22 protein-coding genes and 1 tRNA gene are annotated in these 19,311 nt (G+C 64.6%); 8 read left to right on the plus strand and 15 right to left on the minus strand.

Features of this window, described 5'->3' with window-relative positions; all coding sequences use genetic code 11:
- The 6 genes from ntrX (at position 1) to AC07NK_RS14435 (ending at position 4,893) form a co-directional block, all read left to right on the plus strand.
- On the plus strand, positions 1–1,377 hold the full coding sequence (gene ntrX, locus AC07NK_RS14410) for a nitrogen assimilation response regulator NtrX (protein WP_495171293.1): 1,377 nt from the start codon (positions 1–3) through the stop codon (positions 1,375–1,377).
- Between the two features lie 168 nt (positions 1,378–1,545).
- Entirely contained in the window at positions 1,546–2,028 is a 483-nt protein-coding gene (gene hfq, locus AC07NK_RS14415; protein ID WP_495171294.1) for an RNA chaperone Hfq, read from the plus strand.
- 20 nt (positions 2,029–2,048) lie between these two features.
- Positions 2,049–3,341 carry a GTPase HflX gene (hflX, locus tag AC07NK_RS14420; RefSeq protein ID WP_495171295.1) on the plus strand — a complete coding sequence of 431 codons (1,293 nt, stop codon included), beginning with the start codon at positions 2,049–2,051 and terminating at the stop codon, positions 3,339–3,341.
- Complete coding sequence (locus tag AC07NK_RS14425; protein ID WP_495171296.1) at positions 3,341–3,991, plus strand: peptidylprolyl isomerase; 651 nt, start codon at positions 3,341–3,343, stop codon at positions 3,989–3,991. The genes hflX and AC07NK_RS14425 overlap by 1 nt, the downstream gene beginning before the upstream one ends.
- 78 nt (positions 3,992–4,069) lie before the next feature.
- A complete protein-coding gene (locus AC07NK_RS14430; protein ID WP_495171297.1) occupies positions 4,070–4,417 on the plus strand; it encodes a hypothetical protein in 348 nt (115 codons plus the stop codon).
- 161 nt (positions 4,418–4,578) lie between these two features.
- Positions 4,579–4,893, plus strand: a complete 315-nt coding sequence (locus AC07NK_RS14435) for an EthD family reductase (RefSeq protein WP_495171298.1) — start codon at positions 4,579–4,581, stop codon at positions 4,891–4,893.
- Between the two features lie 68 nt (positions 4,894–4,961).
- Here AC07NK_RS14435 and AC07NK_RS14440 read toward each other — a convergent pair whose 3' ends face one another.
- The 12 genes from AC07NK_RS14440 to AC07NK_RS14495 form a co-directional block, all read right to left on the minus strand.
- Positions 4,962–5,354, minus strand: coding sequence for a VOC family protein (locus tag AC07NK_RS14440; protein WP_495171299.1), 393 nt, complete (start codon positions 5,352–5,354; stop codon positions 4,962–4,964).
- A 67-nt stretch (positions 5,355–5,421) separates the two neighbouring features.
- A complete protein-coding gene (gene mazG, locus AC07NK_RS14445; RefSeq protein ID WP_495171300.1) occupies positions 5,422–6,207 on the minus strand; it encodes a nucleoside triphosphate pyrophosphohydrolase in 786 nt (261 codons plus the stop codon).
- An 82-nt stretch (positions 6,208–6,289) separates the two neighbouring features.
- The gene (locus tag AC07NK_RS14450) at positions 6,290–7,048 is read right to left on the minus strand and encodes a hypothetical protein (protein ID WP_495171301.1); all 759 of its coding nucleotides are present in this window, start codon (positions 7,046–7,048) and stop codon (positions 6,290–6,292) included.
- A gap of 72 nt (positions 7,049–7,120) precedes the next feature.
- Entirely contained in the window at positions 7,121–7,741 is a 621-nt protein-coding gene (locus tag AC07NK_RS14455) for a retropepsin-like aspartic protease family protein (protein WP_495171302.1), read from the minus strand.
- A complete protein-coding gene (locus AC07NK_RS14460; RefSeq protein WP_495171303.1) occupies positions 7,738–8,502 on the minus strand; it encodes an MBL fold metallo-hydrolase in 765 nt (254 codons plus the stop codon). Before AC07NK_RS14460 ends, AC07NK_RS14455 begins: the two co-directional genes overlap by 4 nt.
- Before the next feature lie 9 nt (positions 8,503–8,511).
- On the minus strand, positions 8,512–9,291 hold the full coding sequence (locus AC07NK_RS14465) for a TatD family hydrolase (protein WP_495171304.1): 780 nt from the start codon (positions 9,289–9,291) through the stop codon (positions 8,512–8,514).
- The gene (gene metG / locus AC07NK_RS14470; protein WP_495171305.1) at positions 9,288–10,868 is read right to left on the minus strand and encodes a methionine--tRNA ligase; all 1,581 of its coding nucleotides are present in this window, start codon (positions 10,866–10,868) and stop codon (positions 9,288–9,290) included. Before metG ends, AC07NK_RS14465 begins: the two co-directional genes overlap by 4 nt.
- 89 nt (positions 10,869–10,957) lie before the next feature.
- Positions 10,958–11,941 (minus strand): DNA polymerase III delta subunit-related protein, encoded by a 984-nt coding sequence (locus AC07NK_RS14475; RefSeq protein ID WP_495171306.1) that lies wholly within the window; start codon positions 11,939–11,941, stop codon positions 10,958–10,960.
- Positions 11,938–12,561: a dTMP kinase gene (gene tmk / locus AC07NK_RS14480; protein WP_495171307.1), complete on the minus strand. Its 624-nt coding sequence runs from the start codon at positions 12,559–12,561 to the stop codon at positions 11,938–11,940. The genes AC07NK_RS14475 and tmk overlap by 4 nt, the downstream gene beginning before the upstream one ends.
- Complete coding sequence (locus AC07NK_RS14485) at positions 12,558–13,745, minus strand: D-alanyl-D-alanine carboxypeptidase family protein (RefSeq protein ID WP_495171308.1); 1,188 nt, start codon at positions 13,743–13,745, stop codon at positions 12,558–12,560. The genes tmk and AC07NK_RS14485 overlap by 4 nt, the downstream gene beginning before the upstream one ends.
- A 28-nt stretch (positions 13,746–13,773) precedes the next feature.
- Positions 13,774–14,631, minus strand: coding sequence for an SPOR domain-containing protein (locus AC07NK_RS14490; protein WP_495171309.1), 858 nt, complete (start codon positions 14,629–14,631; stop codon positions 13,774–13,776).
- Positions 14,615–15,670: a lytic murein transglycosylase gene (locus AC07NK_RS14495; RefSeq protein ID WP_495171310.1), complete on the minus strand. Its 1,056-nt coding sequence runs from the start codon at positions 15,668–15,670 to the stop codon at positions 14,615–14,617. Before AC07NK_RS14495 ends, AC07NK_RS14490 begins: the two co-directional genes overlap by 17 nt.
- A 103-nt stretch (positions 15,671–15,773) precedes the next feature.
- On the opposite strand from AC07NK_RS14495, the gene AC07NK_RS14500 reads away from it, so the two are divergent.
- Both AC07NK_RS14500 and AC07NK_RS14505 read left to right on the plus strand, forming a co-directional pair.
- Positions 15,774–15,863, plus strand: a tRNA-Ser gene (locus AC07NK_RS14500).
- A gap of 245 nt (positions 15,864–16,108) precedes the next feature.
- Positions 16,109–17,443, plus strand: a complete 1,335-nt coding sequence (locus AC07NK_RS14505; protein ID WP_495171311.1) for a hypothetical protein — start codon at positions 16,109–16,111, stop codon at positions 17,441–17,443.
- Positions 17,444–17,474: 31 nt separating this feature from the next.
- On the opposite strand, the gene AC07NK_RS14510 is transcribed toward AC07NK_RS14505, so the two are convergent.
- Genes AC07NK_RS14510 through AC07NK_RS14520 form a run of 3 tightly spaced genes read right to left on the minus strand, consistent with a single transcriptional unit; the run spans position 17,475 to position 19,229 of the window.
- Positions 17,475–18,056 carry a TetR/AcrR family transcriptional regulator gene (locus tag AC07NK_RS14510; protein WP_495171312.1) on the minus strand — a complete coding sequence of 194 codons (582 nt, stop codon included), beginning with the start codon at positions 18,054–18,056 and terminating at the stop codon, positions 17,475–17,477.
- Positions 18,053–18,691 (minus strand): GNAT family N-acetyltransferase, encoded by a 639-nt coding sequence (locus AC07NK_RS14515; protein ID WP_495171313.1) that lies wholly within the window; start codon positions 18,689–18,691, stop codon positions 18,053–18,055. The genes AC07NK_RS14510 and AC07NK_RS14515 overlap by 4 nt, the downstream gene beginning before the upstream one ends.
- Positions 18,684–19,229: a hypothetical protein gene (locus AC07NK_RS14520; protein WP_495171314.1), complete on the minus strand. Its 546-nt coding sequence runs from the start codon at positions 19,227–19,229 to the stop codon at positions 18,684–18,686. The genes AC07NK_RS14515 and AC07NK_RS14520 overlap by 8 nt, the downstream gene beginning before the upstream one ends.
- Positions 19,230–19,311: the final 82 nt, after the last annotated feature.

Here is a 19,311-nt window from a genome sequence, read left to right on the forward strand (position 1 = left end):
ATGAGCTTGGACATTCTGGTCGTCGACGATGAGCGCGATATTCGCGAACTGGTCGCGGGCGTGCTCGAGGACGAGGGCTATGAGACGCGCGGCGCCGCGGACAGCGATTCGGCGCTGGAAGCGATCGCCGAACGTCGGCCGAGCCTGGTGCTGCTCGACGTATGGCTTCAGGGATCGCGGCTCGACGGGCTGGAACTGCTCGATGAGATCAAGCGCCGCGACCCGTCGATCCCGGTGCTGGTGATCTCCGGCCATGGCAATCTCGACACCGCGGTGGCGGCGATCCGGCGCGGCGCGAGCGACTTTATCGAAAAGCCGTTCGAAGCCGAGCGGTTGCTGCTGCTGGTCGAGCGGGCGACGGAGACCGAACGGTTGCGGCGCGAGGTCGCCTCGCTGCGCGCGAGCGTGGGACGCGAGACCGACCTGACCGGCACGTCCGGCTCGATCAACGGCGTGCGCGCGACCCTGAAGCGCGTGGCGGCGACAGGCAGCCGGGTGATGATCACCGGCGGCCCCGGTACCGGCAAGGAAGTGGCGGCGAGGCTGCTTCACGAGTGGAGCAACCGCGTTGCCGGACCGTTCGTGATCGTGAGCGCCGCACGGATGACGCCCGAGCGGGTGGAAGAGGAGCTGTTCGGCGTTGAGGATGGCGATCTGGTCCATCCCGGCCTGCTCGAACAGGCGCATGGCGGAACGCTGTTCCTCGACGAGATCGCCGATATGCCAATCGCGACGCAGGGGCGGATCCTGCGCGTGCTGACCGAGCAGAAGTTCAACCGCGTGGGCGGGCAGCGTCAGGTGAAGGTCGACGTCCGCGTCGTCTCTGCCACGGCGCGCGACCTGATGGCGGAGATCGCCGAGGGGCGGTTCCGCGAGGATCTGTTCTACCGCCTGAACGTGGTACCGGTGGCGATCCCGCCGCTGACCGAGCGGCGCGAGGATATTCCGCCGCTGGTCGAGCATTTTGTCGCGCATTACGCCACCGAACGCCGCGTCCCGACACCCGAAGTCGCGCCCGATGCGATGGTCGCGCTGCAAAGCTATGAATGGCCGGGCAATGTCCGCCAGCTTCGCAACGTCGTCGAGGCGACGGTGATCCTCGCGCCGGGGGACCGGATCGGCCGGATCGACATCGATCTGCTGCCCAACGATGTGCTCGGACGGCGCAGCGGCGATGGCGATGGGGGCGGGGCCACCGCGATGATGGGCGCGCCGCTCAAGGAAGCGCGCGAGACCTTCGAACGCGAGTATCTGCGGATCCAGATCCGCCGCTTCTCGGGCAATATCTCGCGAACGGCGCACTTCATCGGCATGGAGCGTTCGGCGCTGCACCGGAAATTGAAGCTGCTCGGGATCCACGAAGAGCGCGAGGAGTAACGCCTGACGTTCGTCGAAAGGGGATGGCAGGCGGCAGGGTGGGCCTATGGACCTTGCTCTGCCGACCGCCTACATTGCGGCCACGCGCCGCGGGTGGCGCGTCTCCGACGCCGGGAAACGGCGCTCTCGCGGGAAAAATCCTGCCAAGAATAGTGGAAGCCGCATCGTATGGCCGACAAACAGACTTCGCTTCAGGACCTCTTCCTGAACGCGCTCCGCAAATCCAAGACCCCCGTCACGATGTTTCTGGTCAAGGGCGTGAAGCTCCAGGGGATCGTCACGTGGTTCGACAATTTTTCCGTGCTGTTGCGCCGCGACGGCCAGTCGCAGCTTATCTACAAGCACGCGATCTCGACGATCATGCCTTCAAGTTCGGTCGATGTCGCGTCGATCGTCGATGCGGTGCCCGAAGCAACCTCCAAGAACCCGGTTTTGCAGGAAGTTTTCCTGAGCGCGGTCAAGCGCCAGCAGGAAAATGTCACCATGTTCCTGGTCAATGGCGTGATGCTGCAGGGCGGGATCGCGGCGTTCGACCTGTTCTGTATGCTCCTGCAGCGCGACGGCATCTACCAGCTCGTCTACAAGCACGCGGTATCCACCATTCAGCCTGCACACCCGCTCAACCTCGCCGATGACGGCGAGGAAAGCTGAGGGACGAGACGCCTGAACGTATGAGTACCGGTTTCGATCGCGATTCTGACGAGTTCACGCGTGGCGTGCGCGCCGTGGTCGTCTACCCCGACCTCGGCGGCAGCACGCGCGACGCCGAGGCGCGGCTGGAGGAGACCGCAGGTCTTGCGCTCGCGATCGGCGTCGAGGTGATCGAGCGGGTCGCGCTGCGCATCCGTGCGCCCAAGCCGGGGACGCTGATCGGATCAGGTCAGGTCGAAGCGCTGGCGGAAACGGTGCGCGACAGCGAACTGGGGCTGGCGGTGTTCGACGCGGCGCTGACGCCGGTGCAGCAGCGCAACCTTGAGACCGCGCTCGGCTGCAAGGTGATCGACCGTACCGGCCTGATCCTCGAAATCTTCGGCGAGCGAGCACGGACTGCCGAAGGCCGGCTGCAGGTCGAACTGGCGCATCTCGACTATCAGGCGGGGCGGCTGGTGCGCAGCTGGACCCATCTCGAGCGCCAGCGCGGCGGCTTCGGCTTCCTCGGTGGCCCGGGTGAGACGCAGATCGAGGCCGATCGACGCCTGATCCGCGACCGGATGGCGCGGCTGAAGCGCGAGCTCGATTCGGTGAGCCGGACGCGCAGCCTGCACCGTGACCGGCGCCAGCGCGCGCCCTGGCCAGTGATCGCGCTGGTCGGCTATACCAATGCCGGAAAATCCACGCTTTTCAATCGCCTGACCGGTGCGGACGTCATGGCGGAGAACCTGCTCTTCGCGACGCTCGATCCGACGCTGCGACAGATCTCGCTACCCGGTATCGACAAGGCGATCCTGTCCGACACGGTCGGGTTCGTGTCCGAACTGCCCACACAGCTGGTCGCGGCGTTCAAGGCGACGCTGGAGGAGGTGGTGTCCGCCGATCTGCTGATCCATGTGCGCGACATCGCGCACCCGGACACGCAGGCGCAGAAGGACGATGTCGAGACGGTCCTCAAGGAAATCGGCGTCGATCCCGCCACTCCGCGGTTCGAAGCATGGAACAAGCTCGACCTGCTCGACACGGAACAGCGCGACGAGGTGTTCGGCGAGGCCGCCAAACGTGATGACGTGATCGCCGTGTCGGCACTGAGCGGGGAGGGCGTCGACACCCTGATCAGCACGGTCTCGGGCCTGCTTACCCAGGGACATCGGCGCTATACGATCCGGCTCGATCCAAGCGACGGGGCGGGCGCGGCGTGGCTGCACCAGCATGGCGATGTCGTCGAGCACTGGATGGATGGCGACTCCGCCGTCTATGAGGTTCGCATGGCACCCAAGGATTATGAGAGGTTCGAGGTTCGCAGCGTATAATGTTGGATCGGCGTGTTTTTCTTGCGTGTATTGCCCTGCCTCTCGTTTCGGCCGCGCCCCCGCCCGAACCATCGATCATTCGAGTGAAACTCGTCACCTCGGCCGGGGACATCACGCTGGCGCTCGACGCCGGACGCGCGCCAAAGACGGTCGCGAACTTCATGCTCTATGTCGATGACGGACGGCTGGAAGGCACCGAATTCTATCGCACCGCCCGCCGGGCAAGCGATCCGAAACTGGGCTTCGTTCAGGGCGGCATCGGCACCGATGCGCGGCGAATCCTGCCGGCGCTGCCGCTCGAGCCGACCAACCGAACCGGGATCAGGCACCTCGATGGCGCGATCTCGATGGCGCATGGGGCCGATCCGAACTCGGCGAACGGAAACTTTTCGATCATGGTCGGCGATAATCCCTCGCTCGATGCACGGCCGAACACGCCGGGCTTTGCTGCGTTCGGCAAAGTGACCGCCGGAATGGACGTTGTCCGGCGGGTATTGGCGATGCCGAGCGGCGGGGGGAGGGGTGTGATGCGCGGGCAGATGATCCTCAAGCCCGTCCGCATCATCCGCGCCGAGCGGCTCAATGGCATGGCAAGACCAAGCGGACGGCCGAAAACATGGCTGATCACGATGCCCTGGCACAAGAAATAGGACAGCTCGGCCCGCTTTTCGGAGCATCCCGACGATTCTCCTCTTGCTGCAACGCAACATAATCGCCAGATTGTTGCCATGGATACCGCTAACGGGGCCGAATCACCGGCCAACCCGACGCCCATCGTGCTGGAGGGGATTGTCAGGCAGTTGTGCCTGAACGCCATCTATAACCGCACGCGCATGGTGTTGGCGCCGCATATTCTCTACACCCGCGGCGGCGCGCTCTATATCGATGCGCAGGTCATCTCGCGCGATTTCGTGATCCCGCGCGAAGAGAAGATCGGCACCTTCAAGATCGACGGCCTCAAGAACCTGGCGCTCACCGAGCGCAGCTTCAAGATCAGCAAGCTGTTCGAGCCTGAAGCCGAGAAATATGCCGGCGCTACCCTGATGGCAGTGGAAGCCGCCACCGAAGCAGCGTGATCTTCGCGCCCTGCCATTGCCAACTCGCTTCAAAGAGCACAGCGAAAATGACGTTGCTCTGGTCAAACTCGTTTCAGCCAGAACCTGAATGCGCTTTACAAGTCGGTTAGTTAGAAGAACCCCTTGAACGCTCCGAGAGGCGTTCAGGCAGGAACCCGACCATGATCAAGATGAGCGTCTATTATCCGGCTGATGGCGGCTCGAAGTTCGATCACGACTATTATCATACCCGTCATATGCCGCTGATCCGGGAGCGGCTCGGCGATGCCTGCCTGCGCTACGAGATCGATCAGGGCCTTGCTGGCCGCGAAGCTGGAAGTGCGCCGGAGTTCGTCGCGGCGTGCCATGTATACTCGCCGAGCCTGGCGGTATTCGAGGAAGCGTTGACTCCCCACCGCGCGGAGATCGCCGCAGACGTTGCGAACTATACGGATATTCGCCCCATCGTGCAGATCAGCGAAGTTATTGAAGGGTAGGGGTTCCGCGCGTCAGGCATAGCGTCAACCTGCGCGAGATCGGCGCGATGCGCTTGTGACTCGATGACCTAGTCCGGTTGCGCTCGGCACACCAACGCGAGCTTGTTGCCAACCGGATCGCGTACATAGGCAGCATACCAGTTCGGCCCGTAATGCGGGCGAAGACCCGGTGCGCCCTCGTCGCTACCGCCATTGGCGAGCGCGGCAGCGTGGAAGGCGTCGACCTGCACACGATCCGCAGCAAACAGCCCGATCATCGATCCGTTGCCCGAATTCGCATCGCCGCCGTTGAAGGGGCGGGCGACCCAGATCGTGAAACCGTCGCCACTGCCGCCCTGCGAATAGGCGCGCCATCCCGGAAACTCCACATGGCTCGCCCAGCCGATCGCGCCCAGCACGGCATCGTAGAAGCGGTTGGACGCTTCGGAATCATTCGCGCCGATCGTGACATAGGCAGACATTTCAGATCTCCTCTTCGGGAGGGAAGGAGCCTAACCCGCCGATTGGAACGGAACAAGAACAAAATACCTAGCCGCGCTTGACCTGCTGCCAGAGTTCCTCCTGCGCATCGAGGCCGAGCGAGGCGAAGGTGTCGCCTGCCCGGGCTTCCATTGCGCGGAAACGGCCCTCGAACTTGGCGTTGGCGGCGCGCAATGCAGCTTCAGGGTCGATGCCCAGTTTGCGCGACCAGTTGACCGTCGCGAAGAGCAGGTCACCGATCTCCTCGATGCGCTCGGCATTGGTGGCGGCCGCCTCGACCTCAGCGAGTTCTTCATCGATCTTGGCGCGGGCACCCGAGGGATCGGGCCAGTCGAAGCCGGTGCGTGCGGCACGTTTCTGAAGCTTTTCAGCGCGGAGCAGGGCGGGGAGGCCGGTCGCCACACCGTCCAGCGCGCCCGCGACGCCCTTGCTGCCGCGCTCTTCGGCCTTGATTTGCTCCCAGAGGTGATGGCCGCCCTCAACCGCTCCGCGGAAGATATGGGGATGGCGGCGTTCCATCTTGTCGCAAATGCCACTGACGACGTCGGAGAGATCGAAATGGCCGGCTTCCTGCGCGATGCGGCTGTGGAAGATCACCTGGAGCAGCAGATCGCCGAGTTCGTCCCTGAGATCGGCCATGTCGGAGCGCTCGATCGCATCAGCGACCTCATAGGCTTCCTCGATCGTGTACGGCGCGATCGTTTCAAAGGTCTGGACGGTATCCCATTCACAGCCGCTCACGGGATCGCGCAGCCGCGCCATGATCGCCATCAACCGCTCGATACCGGGGGACTCGATCGCGGCGATTGCGGGGGAGTCTTCGCGGTCACTCATTTCGTGTTGCTGCATATCGATCCCATCGTGACCGCGCGGGACGACAGATCGTCGCCAGCCAACCGGTCGGACTTCAAGAGGGTCAACGTACCGCTTTCGCGCTGCGTGGACGGGTTATGTGGGCGAGCGTCATCATGCTCAGGCTCCGGCCATGGCCCTGCCGGATCTTCAGGTCACCCATGACATAGTCGTGATCGCTATAGAAACGGAGATCGGTCACCACCAACCATGTAGCGCGACTGGCACCCCGCGTCGCGGCATTAACCTCGCGCCAGCTCCTTGACCCACGCGCCGGCATGGCACTCCACAGCCATTGCTCCCAGCCCGCGATGCGAGGCGAACCATCCCGTCGACCAACGTGCCGTTGCGTTCCGGACCCGCCAAACACGGCCGACAGCTGTTGCGGCAGGCGACGATGTTCATCGCCGCCGATCACGACCATTGTGCAACGGCTTTCGGTCAGTCCGCCGGGCTTGGAAAGTCGCTCGGCCTTGAACAACAGCGTGCTGCCCTGGGATGTCGCTGTCAGGCCGAATGCCGGCACGTCCGCATCGGTGACGCCGAACTGTTGCCGCGCACGCGCGTCAAGCGGTTCCCAATCGGGATCGTCCGATGGCGGCGCAGGTTTTCCGGTCTTGCGGGTTGGTTCGTAGCAAAGGCGGCGGAAATAGTCGGCCGCATCCAGCCTGGGCGGTGACGCGTCCTTTCTGGCGGTCACCAAGATCTCATCGAAATCGTCCGCCGGTTGTGGCTCGGTCGCCCGGATCGCCTCGGTCGTTTGCAACGCCGCCGCGGGCTGAGCGCCGATCAGCAAGTAGGCGATTGAAGCAATGACGCTCATGGGCTTTCCCGGTCGAGGGGGAGCTATCGGAATCGGTGGTCAGAATGTTCGATAATATACATTATGTTAAATTTATCCTGCCACAGCTTTGGTCTGAGGCTCGAGGATCAGCACATTCCCTTCCACGCGCCAGGCCTTGAGACGCGACAGGAAATTCATGCCGAGCACGTCCAGATCCCCGAAGTTCGACGCGACGAACACGGTGAGATCGTCGGTGCCGAGCGGTCCAACCTGAACCCGCTGCGCACGTGCACGGCGCGCTTCCACCGTCCCATTGGCGGTCGACACGCTGACCGGCATGCCGCGCGTGAAATCGATGCCGGCAGCCTGCGCGGTTTCCTCACTGATCGCGCTGACGGTGGCGCCGCTGTCGATCAGCATGCGGCGCTCGACGCCGTTGATCGTCGCGCGCGCCCAGAAATGACCATCGGGCGAAAGCTGGATGCGGACCGCGTCGCCTTCGGCGACCTGCGGCGCTTCCGACACGCCGATCCGCGCGCCGATCGTATTGAGCTGATCGGCGATCGTGTGGCGATTAATGACGACGAGATAGATGAGACCAGCGATGACCGCCCAGCCGATCACGGTCTTGAGGATGAAGCCGATCCGCAACCGCCGGATGCTGAGCGAGCCCAGCACCAGCACCAGAAAGCCGAGCAGCGAAACCAGCTGAAGAATTTGCGTTTCGCTCAAACCACGATCTCCATGCCGTCATAGCCCGGCTCTACCCCCCCGGGCAGCTCAGCAAGCAGCGTCCTATAGTCCATCGTCTTGTCCATATGCACAAGGATAGTCCGTGGCGAACGGCATTTTCGCGCCCAGCCGAGCGTCTGCGCGAGATGCGGATGCGTCGGATGCGGCTCCCGGCGGAGCGCATCGGCGACCCACAGGTCGAGATCGGTGTAGAGACGCCCCATCTCGGGTGTAAACTCATTGAAATCAGTAGCATATCCGACTGACTTGCCGTCATGCTCAAAGCGTAATCCGGCCGAAATGATGCCGCCGTGCGGCTGATCCACGGCGCGGACCACAATATCGCCGATCGTCATGCCATCGATGAGCGGATCGATCGTCGCGGTGGCGCGATAAGGTCCCCCACCCTCGAAGACATAGCGGAAGCGCGCTGTCAGGCCCGCGATCGTCGCCGGCGGCGCGAAGCCCGGCACCGGCTGGCCACGCGCGTGCATCAGCTGACGCAGGTCGTCGATGCCATGGGTGTGATCGGCATGGTCATGCGTCCAGATCACCGCGTCGACATCGCCGACATCGGCAGCGAGCAGTTGTTCGCGCATGTCCGGGCTGGTGTCGACCAGGATGCGGGTCGTGGCGCTTTCGACCAGGATCGACGCGCGGGTGCGGCGGTTGCGCGGCTCGGCGGGATCGCAGTCGCCCCAGTCATTGCCAATCCTCGGGACGCCCGAGGAAGTCCCGGAACCGAGGATGCGAACCTTCACGCCCCGCCCCTACGCCAGCGTTTTCGCGAACAATTTGTGGAAGTTGGCGCGCGTCGCTTCGGCCAGTTCTTCGGCATCCACGCCGCGCAGCTGGGCGAGGAAGCGGCAGGTGTCGGCGACGAAGGCGGGTTCGCCAGTCTTGCCGCGATGGGGCACGGGGGCGAGGAAGGGAGCGTCGGTCTCGATCAGCAGGCGGTCGAGCGGGAGCCGTGCGGCGGTCTCCTGCAAGTCGCGCGCGTTCTTGAAGGTTACGATGCCTGAGATCGAGATGTAGAAGCCGAGCTCCATCGCCTTGTCGGCGAAGGCGCCGCTGGCGGTGAAACAGTGGATCACGCCGGGATAGGCGCCCTTCCCCATCTCGTCCGCGAGAATGTTGGCGGTGTCTTCCTCGGCATCGCGGGTGTGGACGATCAGCGGGAGGCCGGTTTCGCGGCTCGCGGCGATGTGTGCGCGGAAACTCGCCTGCTGCTGCGCGCGGTCACTGTGGTCGTAATAATAGTCGAGCCCGGTCTCGCCAATGCCGACGACGCGCGGATGCCGGGCACGATCGACGAGCTTGGCGGTGTCGATATGCGGATGCTCGTCCGCTTCGTGCGGGTGGATGCCGACCGTGGCCCAGACATCGGCCTCACGCTCGGCCGTCGCCAGCACCTCGTCCCACTCGCGTTCGCGCGTGGCGATATTGAGCATCGCCACCACGCCGCTTTCGCGCGCGCGCGCCAGTATTTCGGGCTGCTGCTCGCCCAGCCCCTTGTAGTTGAGGTGGCAATGGCTGTCAGCGAGCCTCATGCGGCGGGGTCCGCCGCCAGTTCGAGCCGCGGGAACAGCGCTGCCGGTTGTTCGATGCGGTAATCGCTCTCTGCGAGCGGCGAATACCAGTGCGAGCCGATCGCTTCCGGCGTGCGGAGCGCGGGATCGACACCCATGCGATCGAGCAGCGTCGTCGCACTGGTCGGAATGACCGGCAGGATGCCGACCGCAAGCTGGGCGATGCAGATGTAGAGCGTGGCGAGCACGGTCTGCATCCGATCCGGATCGGTCTTGCGAAGCGCCCAAGGTGCCTGCTCGTCGATATAGGCGTTGCAGGCGAAAACCGCCTGCATCCACGCCTCGACCGCCTGATTCAGCGCCAGCTCCTCGAATGCCCGCGGCATGATTTCGCGAACCGTCTGCCCGACCGTCTCGAACAGGGCATTGTCCGCTTCCGTGTGGCCGTGGATAGCCGGCAGATAGGCATCGCAGTTCTTGAAGATCTGCGCCAGCGTGCGCTGAGCGAGGTTGCCAAAGCTGTTGGCAAGATCGGCGTTGGCGCGGGTGACGATCGCTTCGTCACTGAAGCTGCCGTCGCTGCCGAACGCGACTTCGCGCAACAGGAAATAGCGCAGCGCGTCGACGCCATAGAGACGCGCCAGCTCGATCGGATCGACCACCGGCGGCTTCTCCATCAGCGCGAGCTGCGACTTGGAGATTTTCTCACCCCGGTTGAGGATGAAGCCGTGCGCGAACACCTGTTTGGGCAGCGCGATCCCGGCGGACATCAGGAACGCCGGCCAGTAGACGGTGTGAAAGCGCGTGATGTCCTTGCCGATCAAATGCAGGCTGGCGGGCCAGTAATGCGCGAGATCGCTGCCGGCGTTGGGATAGCCGATGCCGGTGAGGTAGTTGGTCAGCGCATCGACCCAGACATACATGACGTGGCCGGGCGAATCCGGCACCGGCACACCCCAGTCGAAGCTGGTCCGCGAGATCGAGAGGTCGACCAGCCCGCCCTCGACGAACTTGACGATCTCGTTGCGCGAACGCTCCGGCCGGATGAAATCGGGCTGCGCGGCGTAGAGGTCGAGCAACGGCTGCTGATATTTCGAGAGTTTGAAGAACCAGGTTTCCTCGGCGGTCCACTCGACCGGCGTGCCCTGAGGCGAGAGCTTGATGCCCCCTTCCCCGTCGGTCAGTTCCTTTTCCTCGTAAAAGGCCTCGTCGCGGACCGAATACCAGCCCTCATAGCGATCGAGATAGAGGTCGCCATTCGCCTCCATCGCCTTCCAGATCGCCTGGCTCGCGGCATAGTGATCGGCATCCACGGTGCGGATGAAGCGATCATATGAAATATTCAGATCGCGCGCCATGTCACTAAAATAGGCTGACATTTCGTCGGCAAGCTGGCGTGCGGTCAGATCGCGCGCGCGCGCGGTCTGGGCCATTTTCAGGCCATGCTCGTCGGTGCCGGTCATGAAGCGCACGTCGCGCCCTGCCTGACGCTGGAAGCGGGCGATCGCGTCGGCGGCGATCATCTCATAGGCATGGCCGATATGCGGCTTGCCGTTGGGGTAATGGATCGCGGTGGTGATGTAGTAAGGTTCGGCCATGCGGGCGCTCTAGAGCAAGCGCGCGCCGGTTTGAAGCGAAACAGATTATTTGGAAGGCCCTTCGACAGGCTCAGGGCGAACGGTTTGGTTTAGCGGGTGGCCAAGCGCGCGAGGATGCCGCCCATCTCGAACACCGTCGCCTGCGCGTCGAGCGACTGGGCGAGCGCGAGCGGACCGAGTTGCGCAGCCTGCTCATAGGCGGTGAGCGCGTCGGTGAGTGCCCTTCCCTGCCGGTCGCGCGCCTCGACCGCGATGAAGGCCGGGACACGGGCGAGGAACGCTTCGTAGCGTGGCTGTGCGGCCTTTGGCCCCAGCGTCCTGGCGAGGCGCGCGCGGATTGCATTGTCCGGATCGCCGCGGGTGGCGATCGCCGACATCTCGGTATCCAGAGTAGCGAGATCGAGACCGGCAAACCCCAGCGCCTTGCCCGGCGAGCCGCCACCGGCGCGAACCAGCGCGTCGATCTCCGTGGCGCTGGCCTCGGGCAGCTCCGCGCGCAAGATGGAACCCACCTCGGCATCGCTCAGCGGATCGAAGCGCAACAGGCGGCAGCGCGAGCGGATCGTCGGGAGCAGCCGGCCCGGCGAATGGCTGACAAGCAGGAAGATCGTTCCCTCGGGCGGCTCCTCGAGATTCTTGAGCAACGCATTGGCGGCGCCGGGGCGTTCGACATCGTCGATCGCGTCTATCACCACTACGCGGCGCGACGACATGCTCGGCTTGGTCGCGAACATCGGGTTGAGGCTGCGCACCTGCGCGATCGGGATCGAGCGGGCGAGATTCTCACCCGGCTTGTCGGCATCCTTGGGCAGACGCTCCATCACGCGATAATCGGGATGCGCGCCCGCCTCGATCATCCGGCGCGTGGGGTGATCTTCGGGGACATCAAAGTCACCGGCGAGCTCGCCTTTCCCCGACGCCTCAGCCAGCATCCGCATCGCTGCCTGCCGTGCAAAGGCCGCCTTGCCCACACCCTCAGGGCCCGTCAGCAACCATGCATGGTGCAGTTGAGCGCCCGACAGCGCGGCGCGGAATGCGGCCTTTGCCGCGGCATTGCCGGCAAGTGACGTCATGGCAGCAGATCGGCGAGCGCGTCGAGAAGTGACGTCGTGACGTCATCTTTCGCGCGCGAGGCATCGATCACGCGGACGCGGTCAGGCTCGGCAGCGGCGATGCGGCGGAACTGCGCCGCGACCGCAGCATGGAAGTCCGGCCCACGCGCGCCGAAGCGGTCATGCGCGCCACCATCGCGCGCATGAGCGCGCTCCGCCCCCGCCCCGTCGGGCAGGTCGAGAATGAAGGTTCGGTCGGGCAGCAGCCCCTTCGACCCGAAGCCGTGCAACGCGAGGATCGCGGCATCGTCGATATCCTGCGCGCCCTGATAGGCACGGGTCGAATCGATGTAGCGGTCGCAGATCACCCAGCTGCCGGCTTCGACCGCCGGCCGGATCAGCTTTTCAACATGGTCAGCACGAGCGGCAGCGAACAGCAGCGCTTCTGTATGCGCACTCCAGCGGTTGACCGCGCCCTGCATCAGCAAGCCGCGGATCGCCTCGGCCCCTTCGGTCCCGCCCGGCTCGCGCGTCAGCACCACCGGGATACCGCGTGCCTCCAGCGCCTCAGCGAGCCGGCGTACCTGAGTGGACTTGCCTGCGCCCTCCCCGCCCTCAAGGCTGAGGAAGCAGCCCCTCACGCGAAGAACGACATGAGACCGGCCCAGATGCGGCCGAAGAAGCCAGCTTCACCGACATCGGCCTCGGCGACCAGCGGCATCCGCTGCTCAGGCAGGCCCGGCGCGGTGATGACGAGATCGGCGATATGCGCGCCGGCTTTGATCGGGGCCTTGATCGGGCCCTGATAGGACACAGTGGCCTTGAACTGCGGGCTGGTTCCCGCAGGGATCGCCACGGAGAGGTCGCGCGGGGCAACAAGGCCGACTTCAGACGCGTCGCCGAGCTGAACCTGTGCGGCATCGACCTTGCGGCCCTTGCTCACCACCTTCTGCGCCGACCAGGCACGGAAGCCCCAATCCATGAACTTGACCGATTCCTCGATCCGCTGGTTGGTGCTGGTGAGGCCAGCGACAACCATGACGATGCGACGGCCATTCTGGTCGGCTGAGCCGGTGAAGCCATAGCCGGCCTCTTCGGTATGGCCGGTTTTGAGGCCGTCCGAACCCTTGACGCGGCCCAGCAGCGGATCGCGGTTCGCCTGCGTGATCGGCGCGCCGCCCATGGTCGTGCCGAAGGTGAAGCTCTCCCGCGAGTAGAAGCGCTTGTAGAGATCCGGATGGTTGGCAATCGTCGCCTTGGCGAGATGCGCGAGGTCGCGCGCCGTCACATAGGTGCGCCCCTCGTCCGGCCAGCCATTCGAGGTGCCGAAGCGGCTGTTATTGAGGCCGATTTCCTTCGCCTTCTGGTTCATCAGATTGACGAAGGCTTCCTCGGTCCCCGCCACCGCCTCGGCCAGCACGACGCAGGCGTCGTTGCCCGATACGACGACGATACCGTTGATCAGATTCTCGACGCTGACCTTCTGACCCGGCGACAGGAACATGGTCGAACCCGCTGTAGGACCATGCCATTTCCGCCAAGTCTCCGGACGAACATCGACCATCTGGTCGAGCTTGAGCTTACCCTGCTTGATGAGATCGAACGCCACATAAGCGGTCATCATCTTTGCCATCGATGCGGGCGGCATCCGCCGATCGGCATCCTTGGCATAGAGTACCGCACCCGACGACAGATCCTCCATGAACGCAACCGGGGCCACCGTCTCGTACGGCGGCGCCTGTACCGCCGCGCCACCGGCATTCTGAGCGGCGGTCGGCGCGATCACGGTTGCGAGAGCGGCGGCGGAAAGCAGGAACTTCTTCATGAGGCTTTTGGAGTCCGAAAATTGGAGATCAGGGAGTGGTGATGATGCGTGCGTCGCCATAGCCGCGTTTGGCGGCATCCGCACGCGCGCGTTCAGCGGACGCCCTGTCGGCGAACGGGCCGAGCTGGACGCGATGAATCTTGCCTGCACTGCGCACGCTGCCGCCGAGCTGATTGGCCAGCCCACGCGCACGCTCGGCGTTCGAGAGCGCCGCGACTTGAACGATCAGGTTACCGCGAGCGGCAACAGGCGCCGGTTTGGGTGCCGGCTTTGACGTCGGCTGAGCGGGTACAGCCTTCACAGGCTGCGGCTTGGTCGGCGCCGGCTTTGCCAATGGCGTTGCGGCCACGCGCGACGGTGTGGGCCTGACGGCTGCCGGCACGGGCTTGATCGCTGCGGGCGTTTGCTCCGCCAGCATCCGGCGCAGACCGACGAGCAGCGCCTGAGGTGCATCGGCGCGCGTCGGCGCCGCCTTTCCGGCGGACAGCAGTACCGTATCCTGCGGCGTCACGGTGACGCGGCGGATGCGGACCGGTGCGTTGTCCGCAACGCCAAGCTGAGCGGCGGCGGCCGGCGACAGTGCGACCAGTCCGGTTCCTTCGCGGACCTGCACAAGGATGGTCCGGCCAGTGTCGAGCGCGGTGACCTCGGTAAAGCTGCCGACGGCGAGTTCGCCGCTGAGCGCGAACGTTCCCTCGCCCTCCGCCAGCGTGATGCGGCCCACCCGGTCGAATCGCGCCTCGCCCGGACGGAGCTGAGACGAGCCCTGCGGCGCGGAGCTGGGCGGCGGTACGCCATAATCCGCACCGGCGCGCGGCGGTTCCTGTGCTGCGCTCGCGCTTGATGCGGCGAGCAGGAGCAGAACGAGACTAGTTTGCGACTTCATCGGCGAGCAACCCCACGGACAGCGCGTAGAAATTGGAGCAATTATAGTCGAGAATCACGCGATAGTTCCCGGTCAGCAAATAAGCGGTCCGCCCCGGGCCGTCCGGCTCGAGCAAGGTCGCCTGAATATTGGCGTCGGGCCAGTTGCCCGATTGCGGCGCGACCCCCAGCGCACGCCATTCGGCCATCGTCTTCCAGCCCGAATGCCGGTCGAACACACGCCCGCAACGTGGCGAGCGGGTACGATTGGCCACGCTGTTGCGGTTGAAGCCTGAGGGCACATTGACCGCGACGCCCCAGGGTTGCCCCGGCCGCCACCCGGCATTGACGAAATAATTGGCGATCGAGGCAAGCGTATCGGCCTCGTTCGACCAGATGTTCGCGACCCCGTCACCATCGCCGTCCCGCGCGAGGCGGAGGTAAATCGAGGGCAGGAATTGCGGATAACCGAACGCACCGGCCCAGCTGCCCTTGAGCCGTTCGCGCGGGACGCCGCGGTCGACCATTTTCATCGTCGCGATGAACTCGCCTGAGAACAGCGCGCGGCGGCGTCCTTCATAGGCGAGCGTGGCCAGGCTGCGGGGCAGATCGAAATCGCCGGTGTAGCTGCCATAGTTTGTCTCATGCCCGAAGATTGCGACCATGATCGATTCGGGGACACCCGTCTCGCGCTCGACCCGTGCGAGCTGCGGACGCAGGCGGCTATAGGTAGCACGGCCGCGATTGATCCGCGCGGCATCGACATGGCGCGCCTTGTAGGGTGCGAAACTGGGGATCGACGCTGTCGCGGTCGGCGGCCCGCCGGGCTGGGCGCGGTCAAGCTCGATCACGCGCGCATTGTAGGTGAGCGAGGGCAGTACCGCGTCGAGCGTGCGCGCGCTCACGCCCTCACGCAACGCCTGCTGGCGGAGCGGACCGTTGATGTAAGCTTGGAACCCCGCTTCATCCTGAGCCACCGCCGGGGCGTTTGCGAGCGTACACGCCGCAATCACCGTCCCCAACACACCGATACGCCGTACAAGGCCCTGAAAATTCCGCATTCGGCATCTGTGCCACAGCGTTTCGCAGGCATGAACCCCCCGCATCATGAAAACGCTGCCCTCTTGCAGAAAACACGGCGAACGCCCAAAGGCGCTGACCAGCGGAGAGGTGGCCGAGTGGTTTAAGGCAGCGGTCTTGAAAACCGCCGTGGGTTTACGCTCACCGTGGGTTCGAATCCCACCCTCTCCGCCAATGATCAAACAGGGTAAAGGCGGCGTTGACGAACCTGTCGCGCCGCGCCAGCCTCCGTTCCCGGGGGAGGCGTGGCTATGCGGTCGGCTGTTCTGGTGTTGGCGTGTCTGCTTGCGGGATGCGGTAGCAAGTCCGGCGGGTCTTCCGCGACACCGTCTCCGACGCCCACGATCACACCATCCCCATCCCCATCCCCATCCCCATCCCCGTCTCCGTCGCCATCCCCGACGCCGCGATCGGGCGCGGTGATACCGACGGGTGCCAATGATCCGATCCTGATCCACGGTACGACACCAGACGGGGTAAAGATCGAGGTGGTGGGCGAGCGAACGAACGCGGGTCAACCCGCGGTCGCGACCGCATTCACGGTTTCGGATGCCAAAGGCGCCGTGACCTTTCGGTATGACAGTAACGGCCGCCTCACCGGCTTCAGCGACGACCAGACGAGCTACGCGCTGAAATATGAGGGCGCAAAAATCTATACCGAGGTAAGGCTCGCGACCGGCGAGGTGACGCATCTCGAGTTCGACGCATCGACCATCGCGGCGGTCAGAGAGTCGCCGATGGCGGCAGCCCAGACCGTCGCTGCAGCGAACATACCCCGGACGGGCCGCCTCGCGACCATCCAGACGAGCGAATGCGGGCAGCCCGCAGATGCGCAGGTCGATGTTCAGATCTTTACCGGGGCCAGTGGCGTGGTGACCCGGACCATCCCGGCCTACCCGGTGGGAAACGGCGTTTATCAGGCACTCGTGCCGGTTTCCGAAACCTCGCTCAACGTTGATATTCGCGCGCAGGACACGCTGACCAATCTGAGAAACGTGTTTCGCCCGCTATGCGAATCGAGCACGCCCAACCGCCAGGCGGTCATGACCATCTGCTCAGCGCTGGCGATTGCGGCGAGCGTTCCCGGAATGCAGGCGTTCATCGCGCCAGCGGCGGTCTGCCTCGCGAGATACTCGCTGATGACCCTAGCCTGCTCCGTCCTGCAATCGGACCGGGTGTCCGACTGGGTGATCAACGCAGCTCCCGAAACCATCCCGGTCTATCGTCCCGACCTCTATGTGCGGGCACGGTGGATGGCATGGCCGACCTCGCGCCTCTCAGGCGTCTATGCGTTCAATGGTCCCGCCAGCTATTCCTTCGACATGAAGGGCAAGGCCAACTGCCCGACGCTGAAACTGATGAACCGCAGTAGCGCGGGCAGTTTCGAGCGGGCCGTGGGCGGCGTGGGAACGGTGTACATCCCGCCCATGTCGCTCGCCTATTATCTGAACGGACGCCCGATCGCGACGGTCGCCCCGGGGCGGACCGTCGACGTCAAGCTCACCGACTATCGAAACGGCGACCGGCTGGTCGCGCGCGGCGGCAGCGTATTCATCCGGACTTATTACGATCCGGTCGGCCAGTATAATGGATGGTGCCCATCCGCATCGCTGTCCGGACCGGCGATCTTCAGTCCGTCGATCTCACGCAACACGAGTTCGAAGGCGATCTTTGTCGCCGGTAACCCGATCTGCCAGAGCGGAAACCCCGGCACCTCCTTCGATCTCGGATCGATACATCCCGTGGCGGAATAGCCCGACGCCCGGAGGTCTTCGGCACCGTGAGCTACCCTTGTTCCAGCAGCCGGCGGTAGCTTTCGACCGATTGTTCGAGCGCGGCGGCGATGTCCGGCCTGCCCTCAACCACGCAGAGGAGTGCGGTGCCCTCGATTAATGCGAGGCAATGGTCGGCGATGGCCTCTGGAGGGAGCGCGGTGGAAAGGGTTCCCCGCTTCTGATCCAGCTCGGCGGCGGCGATGAGCCGCTTTCGGGTCTCCGTGATCTGGCTGCCGATGTGATTCTTCACCTTCGGCAGGATGGAGAAGACGAAGCGGTAATAGGCGGCGCGATCGGGCACGACCGTCGAGACCGTATCCATCAGATGGACATAGCCCGCGCACAGATCGTCAAGGACTACGCCCAGCCCCGCATCGGCTGCCGGGGGCTGCACATCCTCCCCGAAGAAGCGAAGGAAGAAATGCCCGATCGCCGCGTCGTGCAGCGCATCCTTATCCTTGAAGTGATGGTAGACGGCGCCCTTGGACAGCCCGGTCACGCTGACGAGGTCAGCCATGCTCGCGCCTTCATAGCCGCGCTCGATGAACAGCCGGAAGGCGCTTTCGACGATGGCTGCGCGCGTATCCTTCACACCGGCTCTCCAAAGGGCAGGAACATGCAATGGGCATGAACCCCGCCAAGGTCCAGCGACGCCGTCTTCCGAAACCCGCAGCGCTGGTAGAGGCCGACATTGGCTTCGTTCTCGGTATCGAGCGCGATCCCGGTCGCGCGCGGATTGCGACGCGTTCGTTCGATCGCGTCCTCGACCATCTTGCGCCCGAGGCCACGTCCCTGCGCCTGCGGCCGGACGCCGACCATGACCAGATAGCCATGCAGACTGTGCGGCGCCGCGGCGCGCGTGCGCTTTGTATAGGTGTTGAGAAAAGCAGTCGCGCGCGCGGGAAGCGTGCAGGCCACCGGGAGGAAACGGAGCGCGGAGGCAAATGCGCCGACAGCCGATGCCAGCCGCGAGACGGGAGGCTCGAGAAGCGCGCAGGCAGAGAGCCGCCCGTCGACGAACACGCCGCGCGGGGTTCCCCGCATCAGGCGGTTCATGTCGAACATGAAGGACAGGAACGCGGTGACGCGACGGTCCCAACGCGCTTCCCCGCGGATACCAAAGATCGCGAGGAACAGCGGGTCCGCTTCGAATGCCTGCGCCATGACCGCGATGAAATCGGCCCGATCGCTGGCCCGCAGGTCGCGAATGAGCATTGCGTCAGTCATGACGGTAATGATCGACCGCGAAGCTGAAGAGCACCTTCAGCATGAACAGCGCGCAGACGGCGGTCATGAACGGCGACAGGCTTGGCCACAGCGCGATCCCGGTCAGCCCGATCGCCAGCAGCAGCCCTCCGGCGAAGGCCTGCGACGGCCTTCCGGCGAGCAGGTTGACGAGGATTGCCCCGGCAATGGTGTAGCCCCAGACAAGGACGGGCGCGGTCAGGTCGGTGCCCAGCAGCGCGGCGACCGCGACGATATGGACGTGGATGGCGATGAAGACCCAGCGATTGCGAGGCCGCTCGGCATAGAAATCACTGGTTCCGCGCGTGAAGTTGGCGACGCACCCAGCTGCGATATCGAGCACGAGCAACAGTGCCGGCACGCTGCGCCATAGCGGCACTGACCTGATCAGCTCTGGCGTTGTCGCGGCAAGGATTACAGGCGCAGTGATCCCGAACGCGAGGATCGCGATCAACTGGCCTCGCCGCTGCGCCTCGCCGAACACATCATGCAGATGCCGGTGCATATGAACCACGCTCAACCTCACCTCCCGAATCAAACCGAACGGTCGGTTTGTGCGTAGACGCGGCACGCGCCCTGTCAATCCGCGCGAAGATCACCAA

The organism is Sphingomonas sp. GW821-FHT09B04 (assembly GCF_059418285.1).